Raw genomic sequence first — 11,804 nt, forward strand, 5'->3', positions numbered from 1 at the left:
ACCGGTGTCCCGATCCGGACGTGCTCGTAGACGCGAACGACGTCGGCGTTCCGCATGCGGACGCATCCGCCGCTGACGGGTTTGCCGAGCAGCTCCGGGTGCGGCGTCCCGTGGATGCCCGTCTCCCACCCGTCGCCGTGCGCGAACCGGATCCAGCGTTCGCCGAGCGGATTCGTCGGCCCCGGCGGGATGCGCGCGATGACGTGCGCGTGGTCGTTCGGATCGATCTTCGCGAAGTCGGGGTGCTCGATCATGTCCTCGACCTGGAACTTCCCGATGGGCGTCTCGTGCCCTTCGCGGCCGACCGCGATCGGGAACGACTCGGCGGGCGTCCGGGGATCGCCGTGGATCAGGTAGAGTCGCCGTTCGCCCACCTTCAGCAGAAGTCGGGTGGTCGGGGTTGGTGGCGGTGCCGGCTGCTGGGCGTGGAGCGCCGGCGACGCTGACGTGGGGCCGCAGGCGATCGGTCCGCCGGCGAGGAGGAGCGCGATCGCAGCGACCGCGGACGTCGCTACTCGAGCCCTCGCGAAGGGCGACGGGTCTCGTTCAGAACTCGACATGGAACGGCGGCGTACCGAGCGCGGTCATCGGAAAGGCCGTCGTGAGGGGGCGATGACGACAAGCCCGCCGACGAGTGCCCTCATGCCTGCTCCCTACCACGGCGGGAGAACCCGACGTCAACCTGGCGGCGGCGACTGGGGGCGCCGGACGGAACCGGAAGTCGCCCCTTCGGGGAGTGCGGAGACTCGAAGCCGCCGGAAGATGCTCCGTTTCTTGTAGTGATGCCGCTCCATCCGGTGCAGGATGTCCACCAGGGCACGGAGCGCTTGCTCCATGTGGGCGCCCTTGTTCAGCATCACGCACTCGGCGGCGACGCTGGCCGCGGCATCGGTGACCTCGGCGCGCGACGGGACGCCGGTCCGGGCGAGGGTGTCGAGCACCTGCGTCGCCCAGATGGCGGGGACATGCGACGCCTCGCAGAGCCAGAGGATCTCCTCCTGCACTTCGGCGAGCCGTTCGAAGCCGAGCTCTATGGCAAGGTCGCCACGGGCGATCATCACGGCGAGTGGCGGACGGCGCATGGCTTCGAGCAGGATGTGCGGCAGGTTCTCGAACCCCGCCTTGGTCTCGATCTTCAGCACGATCCCGAGATCCCGTCGTGGCAGGAGCGTGTCCAACGCTTCGTGCAGCGCGTGGACGTCGGCAGGCGTCCGGACGAACGACAGACCGACGAGGTCGGCGTGACGTGCGACGAACCTCAGATGCTCGCAGTCGTCTGCACCGAGGGCCGGTACCGGCATCGGGCTGTCGGGGAGATTGATGCCCTTCTCCGCCCGAAGCTTCGCCGTCGGTCGGGAGGTGTGGCGAACGCGTACGTAGACGTCTCCACCCTTCATCCGTTCCACTACGCCTTCGATCGCGCCGTCGTCGAACAGCACGCGATGGCCGATCGCGACCCCGGCGAGCGCCTCGGGTAGCGTGCACGACACGAGTGCGGGCTCGAGCACGCGCCCCCGCGCATTGCGGCGCGCGCCGCGCCCCTGGACGTCGCGGGGAGTGACGACGAGGAGGTCGCCCGCTTCGAGTGGGAGCGACGCTTTCGAGGCGCCACCGATCCGGACGAAGCCGTGTCGCAGGAGCCGCCCGCGCCGCTCGTGCGCGAACCGCGTCTTCTCGATGACGTACGCTCGCTGGCGCACCTCTGCTACGGCCTCGCCGCCCGCGATGCGCCGGATGACGAGTGCGCGCCGCTTGTCCCGGGTATCCCGGAAGCGGAGGACGTCACCGCACCGCAGCTGCGCAAACCACCCGTCGTCCAGGATGAGCATCGGCCCTTCGGCCGTGGCGTCTTCGCGAACGGCCGGGCGAAGGACGACGGTCGCGGGCTCGAGGAGGCGCCCGAGGTGGTTCCGGCGAAGCTTCCACGTGGCGACCCGCGTTTCTTCGGCGATCGATCCGGTGCGAATCTTCGGCCCCGCGAGATCCATGAGGACGCGACACTCGCGTCCCGTCTCACGCCTGGCAACCGCGAGCGCGTCGAGGATGCGCGTCCACTCGGCCGGTCCCTCGTGCACCGTATTGATGCGCAGGACGTTCATCCCCGCGCGCAGCATCCGGGCCAACCAGGCGGCATCCGCCTCGGCCACGCCTGGTGCCGTCACCATCACGTAGACGTGGCGCCCTTCGGGCTTGGGACCGAGCGCATCGTGCGTATGGGCGTGGAGGAGGAACTCTGCCGTCGGCCCCGACAGGGCGGCGCCGGATCGGGTGGCGATCGTTCCCAGCTCCGAAGACTCCACGGTCCCGCTCGCGAGCAACGACTCCGCGACTCGCATCCGCACCGCCAGCAGCGACGCCATGACGAAGCTCTCGGATCGGCCGAGGGACGAGAGCCCGTGCTGTTGAAGCAGGAGCTGCACCTCGCGCAGGTCGTGTTGGCGGAGGGCGGCGTAGTGGACGAGGTTCCGGGCGCTCTCGACCCACTCGGGGTGTACCTTCGAGAGCACGGGATGAAGCTTCGCCTCGACGTCGCGAAGGTGGTCCTCGAGACGTGCGAGCTGCTGGGCGACGGCCCGGAGAACGAGGGCGGAGTCGCTTCGAGGAGCCCGAGGCGAGCCGGGCCCTTTTCGCGGCGAGCGGCCGGACACCCCCGCGGGGTGCTTGGCCGCCTGGTCGATCGTCGTCCCGGGAGTCACGACCTCCACTCCAAGCTCCGTGCCGTGACCGGGGGATGGTCGGTGCGAAGGCGGTTCCCAGGATTGGAAAACCGCCACCAGGCCGGATTCGTCGGGATGGGGTTACACGGAAGTTACGGGCGGGGACCTCCTCTTCGACGGACGCCCGTTGGGCTATAGAGGCTGGGGGCGCGCTCCGGGAACGGGTGCGCCTCGGATATCCTGCGCGAGGGAGGACGTCATGCGTTGGATCATCGTGGTGACCGCGCTGTCGATCGCGCAGCCGGGTGTGACCGCCGTGCTCTGTCAGAAGAAGTCGGGCGCGGTGTTCATCCGGTCGTCGTGCAAGAAGAAGGAGAGCCCGGTCGATCTCAGCCAATTCGGGGCGGTCGGGCCGAAGGGGGATCCGGGGCCGCCGGGCATCGGACCGCTCACGACCTGTCCGGCGGATTCGGTCCGTGTCGGACCCGCGTGCATCGACAAGTACAAGGCCAGCGTCTGGCTCGTCGCGCCGTCGAACACCGACCTGATCGCCAAGCTGCAGGACGGAACGGTGACGCTGGGCGATCTCACCGGCGCCGGCGCAGTCCAGCTCGGATGCGCAGATGCCTACTTCCATCACACGGCCGCGCCGGTCTATTTTCCCGCAAGCGGGCAGTGGACGCCCGTGCTCGGGTCGAATCCGCCGAGCCCCGGCGTGTACGTAGCGTCGCTGCCGGGCGTGCTACCGAGCGCTTGCATATCGTGGTTCCAGGCGCAGGAGGCGTGCGCGCTCTCCGGCAAGCGTCTGCTCACGAACGAAGAGTGGCAGCGAGCGGCCGCGGGGACGCCCGACCCCGGCGATGCCGACGACGGCGCCACCACCTGCGTCACCAAGTCACCGGCACCGGCGTCGAACGGCTCCCGCTCCAAGTGCGTTTCGCAATGGGGCGCCTTCGACATGACCGGCAACCTCGACGAATGGGTCGCGGAGTGGTGGCCCCAGCCGACGTTCAGCTCAACTTGGAAAGACGCCTTCAGCGACGACTTCATGGGTCTCGGCGGCGCCAACATGGACCCCGGCAGTCCGGGGGTCCTGTGGCGCGGTGGTGGTTGGGGCGCGGGTACGCTGGCTGGCGTATTCGCCGTGCAGGCAAGCATATACCCCTATGCCGCGACCCAGATCGGCTTCCGCTGCGCCCGCTGAAGTCCGGCGTCAGTGGAGCACTGCCAGCGCCTTCGCGATCCGCTGCCTGACCTCCGCATTCGCGAACGGGAACGAGCGGAAGAAGTCGGCGTCGGTGATGGCGGGGTTGCGCTCGTGGACGTTCGCCGCCCACGCGGCCGCACGCTCGCGATCGCCGTTGAGGGCGTGGGCGGCCACGGCGATGACGGCGATCAACACGTGCGCGCCGGGCGAGCGCGCCGCACGCTCCGCCCAGGCGGCGGCTTCGCGGTACTCGCCGCACACCATGTGCGACAGCGCGCGCGTCGCCGCCATCGCGTAGTACAGCGGATCGAGCGGGCTGAGCGCCATCGCCATGTCGGCGTCGGCCCTGCCGTCGGTGCCCCGACCCGCGAGCGCGTGGGTCCACGCCCGCGCGTAGATGGCCTGGGCGTAGCTCGGGCTCAGCGCATTTGCCCGCTCGAGCCAGGCGAGCCCCGTCGCGAGATCGCCCTCGAGCCAGAAGCTTCGGCCCATGGTGAGGTTGGCGAACGGGTCGAGCTGGTCGAGCTCGACCGCCCGCTCCGCGAAGCGGCGCGCGTTCCGCATCTCGACGTCGTGGTCGCCCGTGTAGCGCAGGAATGCGTTCTGGAAGTGCACGAACGACAGGCCCGCGTGCGCGCGGGCGAAGCCGGGTGCCTGCGCGACCGCGCGCGCGAAGAGCCCGCCCGCGACCGCGTTGTCCGTGCGGTTGAAGCGGAACATGTGCTCGAGCCCCAGGTGGTAGGCGGACCATGCGTCCAGATCGTCCGGCGCGACCAGGTGCGCCGCGCGCGCTTCGTGGAGCGGAATCTGCAGCTCGAGGGCGGCCACGACGCGCGAGAGGATCGACCCGTGCGTGTCGTGGACGTCGGCGACGTTCGAGACGAAGCGATCGCCCCAGACGACGCCGGCGGTCCTCGTGTCGGCGAGCTCCACCGTCACCGTGAGCGTCGAGCCCGTGATCTCGACCGTTCCGGAGAGGCAGTAGCGCACGCCGAGCACCGTCCCGACGTGCGCCAGATCGGGCGCCGCGGTGCGAAAGCGAAACGACGATCCGCGCGCGATGACGAAGAGCCATCGCAGACGCGACAACGCGGCGATGAGCTCGTCGGGGAGCGCATCGGCGATGGTCGAGTACGGGCTCGGCGGCCCGATCAGGCGAAACGGCAGGACCGCGATCGAGGGCTTCGCGTCCTCCGTGCGCCGGTCCGCCGGCGCCTCGCCTCCGACGATGACGTGGCGCACCGCCGACGTCTCCGTGACCTGCGCCACGAACCGGAACCCCTGCCCGTGTACCGTCCGGATGAAGCGCTGCGCCTTGCCGTCGTCGCCGAGCGCGCGCCGCGCGGACTTGATGCGGCTGTCCACGGCGGAATCGGAGACGACGCGGCCGTCCCACACCTGCTCGATGACCTCGTCCCTCGAGACCAGGCGGTCGCGGTTCTCGGCCAGGAGGAGCAGGAGCGAGAACACCTGCGGCTCGACGGGAACGGGCTCGCCGTCTCGGCGCAGCTCGAATTGCGAGCGGTCGAGCTCGAATTCGCCGAACCGATAGATCACTGGCGCCCAGCATAGCGCATCCGGCGCTCCCCCCAATATCCAGCTCTTCTCCAGCCGATCTCCAAGCAGGTGGCCGTCTGGGGGGCTACGGTGCAGGGCATGGTCGCGGAATGGTTCCGCCACCGAGGCAAAACGGGAGTGCAGCCATGCCACTGGTGACGATCGATGTGATCAAGGACGTGTTCACGCAGAGCCAGAAGAAGGACCTCATCGCCCGGGTCACCGAGGCCATGGTGGCCGTCGAGGGCGAGCGCATGCGCCCGGTCACCTGGGTTCGCATCAACGAGGTCGAGGAGGGCGACTGGGCGATCGGGGGCAAGTGCCTCACGGCCGCTGACGTCCACGCGCTGGCGTCGGGCAAGGCCGCGTAGCGACCCGCCGTCGGGGTGGGCCGGTCACCACGCCGTCGCCAGACCACCGAGAAACCGACCCACCCCGTCCATCACCGCCGTCCACTGCGCCGGCAGCGTCACGTCGTGGCCGCCGTCGTACCAGAGGTCCACCTTCTCTGACTCTGACCGAGCGTGGACATCCTGCCGTCCGCGGATCGTGTACACCGGCACTCCACGGCGCTCGGCCTCGATGCGCAGGGCCACTTGGCCCCAGCCCGCCTGATCGACGATCCCCGAGAGCGGGAAGTCGTTCCGGAGCAGCACGAGCTGCGCGACGTTCCCCGATGACACCGACCAGGACACGACGTAGCGCGCACCGCGCGCGTGCAGGTGGGACCAGACCGCCGACGCGCAGTCGAGCAGCGACGCGTCGTCGAAGCGGGCCTCATACGAACGCCCCCGGCCCGTGCTGCCGGGATAGTTGACCGCGAGCACGCCGAAGCCGAGCTGGTTCAGCCGCGCGAAGTAGGGATTGAAGCGCGGCGAGACGCTCTCGCGCGGGCCGCCGTGCCACCAGACGACGACCTTCTCGGTTGCGCGTGGGCCGAACCAGAAGGCCTGGTAGGCCCGGCCGCTCGACCCGCGCATCCACACCTGGCGCGGGCGCCGGATGCCGGGCGGGATCGCGATCTTCGGGTGAACGACGGGGACCCATCGCCCGCCTTCGAGCCGCGCGAGCGTCCGGGGAATGCGCGGCGTGGCGACGACGGCCCAGCACGCGTCGGCGATGCATCGTTGCGCGAAGACGGTGGCGGGATCGGCCGGCGCGAGCGAGCTCCGGTAGCGCCCGTGCAGCGAGTACCGAGCCGCAGTGCCGTCGGAGTCGAGCACGTCGCCACGCGCCGGGGCGGGGAGCGCGACGGGTGTCATGGCATCCAGTGTGGGCGCGAGCCGATACGGGCGACGGAACGGCCTGTCGCGCAGGCGCGCGACCACGCCGACCGCATCGGGCGGGATGCGGAAGAGCCGCGTCACGTCGTCGGTGTCGTCGAGCGCCTGCCGTTGCTCGCACCGCACGCCGGGCTCGCCGACCGCGCAGCGATACAGCGCCGCGCCCGTGTTGCTGCGCGCGACGCCGACCAGGGTGTCGGCGTCGGTGAACACGCACGACGTGAACGCCGGAGCACCGGCGTCCGGCAGCTCCCGCAGTGTACCCTCTGCGACGACCGCGAACCGCTCGCGACCACCCGCCCGGTATGCGATGCGCCGGCTCTGCGGGTCGACGCAGAAATCGCCGTCGTCGATCTCCGGCGTCGCGGTGAGGTTCGTCAGCGTGTGCGTCGGCATGTCCCAGCGAAAGACGTCGAACCACGGCTTGCCGGACTCGGAGCCGGAGAGCAGGAGCTCGGTCGCCGAGAGCGCCGTGGGCGCGTGCAGATCCAGCTCCGGCGGTGCGCCGTCGGGCGGGATCAGGGCCACGAAGCGTCCGTCACGGAACACGTAGGGACGATACCGACCTTCCCAGTTCGCCGAGACGAGCGGCGCCCCGGCCAGCTCGGCCAGGTGGCTTTCGACCTGTCCCCAGTAGCGCTCGCCATCGGGAGCCGCGCATGCCGAGAGCGCCGCCGCGACGAGGAGCACGAGCCGAGTCACGCCGGTGCGAAATCTAGTCGCCGCATGGGCAGAGCGCCATCGCGAAGCGTGACAGCGACGGGAGCAGTCGCTACACGGGGCCGTGGCGAGCGCCCGCGCAACCCGTCTCCTCCTCGTCCAGGCGGCAGCCATCGTGGCCGTCGTGCTCGCCGTCCACCACCGCGTCTACACGATCCCCTTCCTCTATTCGGAGACCATCGGGCTCGAGGAGAACCCCGTGGTGACGGACCTGGACGTGTTCCGCGAGCGCATGCTCACGCCGCGAGGTCTTCTGGAGCGGCCGCTTTCCGTGCTCACCTTCGCGCTGAACCATCGCGTGAGCGGAACGGCGGCGGGTTTCCACGCCGTCAACCTCGCCATCCATGCCGTGAACGCCCTGCTCGTCTTCGCGATCGCGCGACGCTTCTTCGCAGCGCCGCTCGTGGCCGCGCTCGTGTTCGCGGTGCATCCTCTCGCGACGGCGTGCGTGAGCCAGATCTTCGGACGGAGCTACTCGCTCGCGACGACGTTCGCGCTGCTGGCGCTGCTCGCCTGGGCGACGTGGACGCGGCGGGGGTCGCCCCGCGCGGGACAGACGGCGGTCGTCGCGGCGCTCCTCGTGCTCGCCGCGTTCACCAAGCAGAGCCTGGCGGGGTTCGTCCTGGTGCTCGTGTGGTGGGAGCTCGGCCGCGGGCGCCGCGTGTCGCCCCGGGGCGGCGCCGTGGTCGCGACGGCGTCGGTCGCGCTCGTCGCCGGCATGCTCCTCGTCCTCTATGCGATCCCGCTCTCGCGGACGGCGGCGATCCCTCCGGACACGTACCTCTGGTCGCAGCTGGCCCACGTCCCGACCATGGCCGGGTTCTTCCTCCTCCCCTACCAGACGGCGCTCGTGCACGACCTCGTGCTGTACCGCGATCCGCTGGATCCCCACGTCCTGCTCGGCGCCGCGCTCGCCGCCGCTACGCTCGCCGCCGCCTGGCGCTGGCGTTCGCACCCCTGCGGGTGGCTCGTCGGCGCCATCGCCCTCTGCCTGCTGCCGACCAACAGCATCCTTCCGAAGAACGAGATCATCAGGGAATGGCGCCTCTACCCGGCGCTCGCGTTCTTCGCGCTCCTGGCAGCCGAGACGATCTCGCGCGCCGTCACGGCGCTGCGGTCGCGCCCGCTCCGTGTCGCGGCGTCGGCGTGCGTCGCCGCGTGGCTCGGCGCGCTCGTCCACACCGATCTCCAGCAGAACCACGTCTATCAGACCGAGCTCGATGCCTGGCGGCAGGTGCTGGGGCGCTACCCGTATTCCTCCGATGCGATGAACAACGTCGGCGTCCGGTATCTCGAGCGCGGCGACGTCTCGATGGCCCGGCGCTATTTCACGCTCGCCACCCTGTCGGGACCGCGCATCGCGCTGTACCATCGGAACCTGGCACGGGCCTGTACCGCGCTCGGCGACGACGCCACGGCCCGGGACGAGCTGGCGAAGGCGCGTCACCTCGCCCCGCACGGCGAGCGGGCGCTCGCGCTCCACTACGCCGGCGATCCCGAAGTCCGGCGCGCGGCGCAGCTCGCCGACTGAGGACCGACGTGCGCGTGCTCGGATGGACCGTCGTCGTGTTCGTGATGGGCACGGCGGCCTGGGTCGCGTCGCAGCTCGCGACCCTGCCCGGGGTCTCGGATCTCGCTACCGACGCCCCGACCGAGACGGCATTCATGCGTGCGCACGGCGCGACGGAACCAATCGAATGGACCCCGCTCGACCGGATCTCGCCGCTGCTCGCCTGTGCGGTGGTGCGTGCCGAGGACGACCGGTTCTTCGAGCACCACGGCATCGACTGGACGGCGGCGTGGGACGCCGCGCTGCGAGATCTGCGCGGAGAGCGTCTGCGGGGCGCGAGCACCATCACCCAGCAGCTCGCCCGCAACCTCTTCCTCGGCCCCGAGCGGACCGTCCAGCGCAAGCTTCGCGAAGCGATGCTCACGCGCCGGCTCGAGCATGCGCTCGGCAAGCGGCGCATCCTCGAGCTGTACCTCAACGTCATCGAGTGGGGGCCGGGCGTCTTCGGCGTCGTGCCCGCCACGCGGCACTACCTGGACGAGAGTCCCGACCGCCCCGGCGCCTTCGAGGCGTCCTTCCTCGCGAGTCTGATCGCAGCGCCGACGACGCCGCTCGTCGGACGGAACCTGCAGCGCGCCGCAGCCGTCCAGCAGCGGGTGCTGCTGGGCCTCCACGCCTCGGGTCTCATCGACGCCGAAGAGCTGCGACGGGCGCACTACGGTGCCCTCTTCCTGTTCCAGATGCTGCGCCGCGAGAGCCCTCTGCCCGCCGCGCTCCAGGTGGCGCGTGACCGCATGGCGGGCGCGCCCCCGGCCGGCCAGCTCCCGGTGATCGAGCAGTGGCGGCGCGTGCCGCTCGCGGATGCCCTCGCGAGCGGGTGCGGATCGCAGAACCACGCACGCTGGTGGCCGCAGCTCGCGCCCGCGGAGGACGACGAATCCCGCCGTTGAGATCCGCGTGAGGCTTCCGACTGTTGACCTCGGGCGGCGCGATCAATATTCAGGGAACGTCTCGGAAGGGAGGCGTTCGATGCGGAGGCCGGGAATGCGACTCACGGTTTGCGTCGTGGCCATGGGAGTCGCGCTCGGCGCGAGCGCGCTCGTTCCGTCCGACGCGGATGCCGTCATCGTGTGCCAGCACCCCAAGCGCACGAACCGCGTCCGTCTCGAGGCGGGACCGGAATGCAAGGACAAGAAGTGGAAGAAGGTGGACGACCTCGACGCGTTCGCCACCGTGAGCGACGTGAATGCGGCGCTCGCCTCGCTGCTGGCCTCCCAGGTGCAGGTGGGCGACGAGCTCGGCACGACCTGCGGCCTCGACCCGAACAGGACGCTCGCACCCAGCACGACCGGCGGCGGGCCGCCGCACGGGTGCCGCAAATTCGATGGCCAAGAGACGGCCTGCCTCGGGGCGTTCGAGGTCGTCGACGGGACGCCGACGTCGTGCTGGTACTACGGCGGGCAGTGTCTCGGGTGCGAGCTGCAGTACGCGCAGAACTTCGCCTGCATCAACACGTGCAGCTCGCTCTGCGAGGAGGCGCCCAGCCGGCAGCGCGTGAAGCGCTGCGGCGACGCGAACAACCAGACCGCCTGCGAGCAGTCCTTCAAGTATCCGCGGTTCTTCACGCTCGCCGGCCCCGAGTCGTGCTGGTGGGACGCGCAGGGGACGCCGACCTGCTATCCCTGCACCTCCGACGACACCGCGCGACACAGCTGCACGAACGCATGCAACCCGCCCGTCGTCTGCGCGTCGCGCACGGACGGGCCGCTCGCCTGCTTCGACGCCATGACGCAACTCGACTGCGAGAAGCGCTTCACCCTCGTCAATGGCATTCCGACGACGTGCTACTGGGGCGGCGCCACCTGCGGTACCTGCTCCATCCCCTCGCAGTTCGTCCAGGGGTTCTGCACGAACGACTGCTGACGCGCTCGGCGCTGGAGGGGCCACGCAGGCCCGGACGGTAGCCCAGGGCGGCCCGGCGGGAGAAACCAATGAAGGATCCGCTGAAGGATCTGTTGAAGAAGCGCGAGCGCGGCGAGGAAGCCGACTATTTTCGCCGCGCGGACGAGAAGCTGATCGAGAAGATTCGGGAGCGCGCGCGCCTCACCGAGATCGCCCAGGCGCTCGCCGCGAAGCTCCGCGTCGACGACGCGGAGCTCTTGCGCCGCGTCGCAGAGCTGGGCCTCAATCAGGACACCGGCGCGGCCATCCTGTTGGCGCCGCTCGTACAGGTGGCGTGGGCCGAGGGCCAGGTCGGCGAGGCCGAACGAGCCATCGTGCTCGACTTCGCTGCGTCGCGCGGGATCGTGGCCGGGATGCCGGCGCACGGCAAGCTGCTCGAGTGGCTGCGGCAGCGTCCGTCCGACGCGGTGTTCGAGACCGCCATGGAGGTGATGCGCGTGGGCTTTTCCGTGCTGCCCGAAAAGGAGCGCGGCGAGCGCATCGCGAGCACGGTCGACGTGTGCCGTCGCGTCGCCGAGGCGTCGGGCGGAGGACTGGCTCGACTGATCGGAATGAGCGAGGGCGTGTCCGGCGAGGAGAGCGCGGTGCTCGACGCCATCACGACGAAGCTCACGGCCGAGCGCGGAAAACCGAAGTAGGGATGGCGGCGTGCCTGCCGCCGCGCGCTCAGCGCGCCCGGAGGAGCCGCACGGCCTCCCGCACCGTCGCGGCGCGCTCGGCCGCGCCGCCCACGGACGCGGGGGCGATGCGCGCGAGGTGTAACATCCCCACGTAGCCCGCGTACGCCGTGACGGCGCGCCGGCGGGCCGATTTCGCGGGCAAGCCGAGGGCGCGGTACGTGCGGGCGAGAAAGGCGACGCGTTTCTCGACGACGCGCGCCACCACCGCCGCGAAGGCGGGCCGCGTCG

The 11,804-nt window shown here is 70.5% G+C and carries 11 protein-coding genes; 6 read left to right on the plus strand and 5 right to left on the minus strand.

Features of this window, described 5'->3' with window-relative positions; genetic code table 11:
* Together VMS22_12245 and VMS22_12250 are read right to left on the minus strand one after the other, a co-directional pair.
* On the minus strand, positions 1 to 374 hold a 374-nt coding region (locus VMS22_12245), incomplete at its 3' end, for a L,D-transpeptidase (GenBank protein HXJ34795.1).
* A 303-nt stretch (positions 375 to 677) separates the two neighbouring features.
* Positions 678 to 2,696, minus strand: coding sequence for a pyruvate kinase (locus tag VMS22_12250; protein ID HXJ34796.1), 2,019 nt, complete (start codon positions 2,694 to 2,696; stop codon positions 678 to 680).
* A gap of 220 nt (positions 2,697 to 2,916) precedes the next feature.
* On the opposite strand from VMS22_12250, the gene VMS22_12255 reads away from it, so the two are divergent.
* Complete coding sequence (locus VMS22_12255; GenBank protein ID HXJ34797.1) at positions 2,917 to 3,861, plus strand: SUMF1/EgtB/PvdO family nonheme iron enzyme; 945 nt, start codon at positions 2,917 to 2,919, stop codon at positions 3,859 to 3,861.
* A gap of 9 nt (positions 3,862 to 3,870) precedes the next feature.
* Here the strand turns inward: VMS22_12255 and VMS22_12260 are convergent, their stop codons facing one another.
* Positions 3,871 to 5,421 carry a winged helix-turn-helix domain-containing protein gene (locus tag VMS22_12260; protein ID HXJ34798.1) on the minus strand — a complete coding sequence of 517 codons (1,551 nt, stop codon included), beginning with the start codon at positions 5,419 to 5,421 and terminating at the stop codon, positions 3,871 to 3,873.
* 146 nt (positions 5,422 to 5,567) lie between these two features.
* Here VMS22_12260 and VMS22_12265 point away from each other — a divergent pair, with 146 nt between their 5' ends.
* The gene (locus VMS22_12265) at positions 5,568 to 5,792 is read left to right on the plus strand and encodes a tautomerase family protein (GenBank protein ID HXJ34799.1); all 225 of its coding nucleotides are present in this window, start codon (positions 5,568 to 5,570) and stop codon (positions 5,790 to 5,792) included.
* Positions 5,793 to 5,816: 24 nt separating this feature from the next.
* Here the strand turns inward: VMS22_12265 and VMS22_12270 are convergent, their stop codons facing one another.
* Positions 5,817 to 7,406, minus strand: a complete 1,590-nt coding sequence (locus tag VMS22_12270) for a hypothetical protein (protein ID HXJ34800.1) — start codon at positions 7,404 to 7,406, stop codon at positions 5,817 to 5,819.
* Positions 7,407 to 7,488: 82 nt separating this feature from the next.
* On the opposite strand from VMS22_12270, the gene VMS22_12275 reads away from it, so the two are divergent.
* From VMS22_12275 to VMS22_12290, 4 genes are all read left to right on the plus strand, one after another.
* Entirely contained in the window at positions 7,489 to 8,955 is a 1,467-nt protein-coding gene (locus tag VMS22_12275) for a hypothetical protein (protein HXJ34801.1), read from the plus strand.
* Between the two features lie 8 nt (positions 8,956 to 8,963).
* Positions 8,964 to 9,884, plus strand: a complete 921-nt coding sequence (locus VMS22_12280; GenBank protein HXJ34802.1) for a biosynthetic peptidoglycan transglycosylase — start codon at positions 8,964 to 8,966, stop codon at positions 9,882 to 9,884.
* Between the two features lie 94 nt (positions 9,885 to 9,978).
* Complete coding sequence (locus VMS22_12285) at positions 9,979 to 10,857, plus strand: hypothetical protein (GenBank protein HXJ34803.1); 879 nt, start codon at positions 9,979 to 9,981, stop codon at positions 10,855 to 10,857.
* Between the two features lie 68 nt (positions 10,858 to 10,925).
* A complete protein-coding gene (locus VMS22_12290; GenBank protein HXJ34804.1) occupies positions 10,926 to 11,534 on the plus strand; it encodes a hypothetical protein in 609 nt (202 codons plus the stop codon).
* Between the two features lie 28 nt (positions 11,535 to 11,562).
* Here VMS22_12290 and VMS22_12295 read toward each other — a convergent pair.
* A partial coding sequence (locus VMS22_12295; GenBank protein HXJ34805.1) for a TetR/AcrR family transcriptional regulator occupies positions 11,563 to 11,804 on the minus strand: 242 nt, incomplete at its 5' end.

The organism is Candidatus Eisenbacteria bacterium (assembly GCA_035577985.1).
Classification (GTDB): domain Bacteria; phylum Desulfobacterota; class Binatia; order DP-6; family DP-6; genus DATJZY01.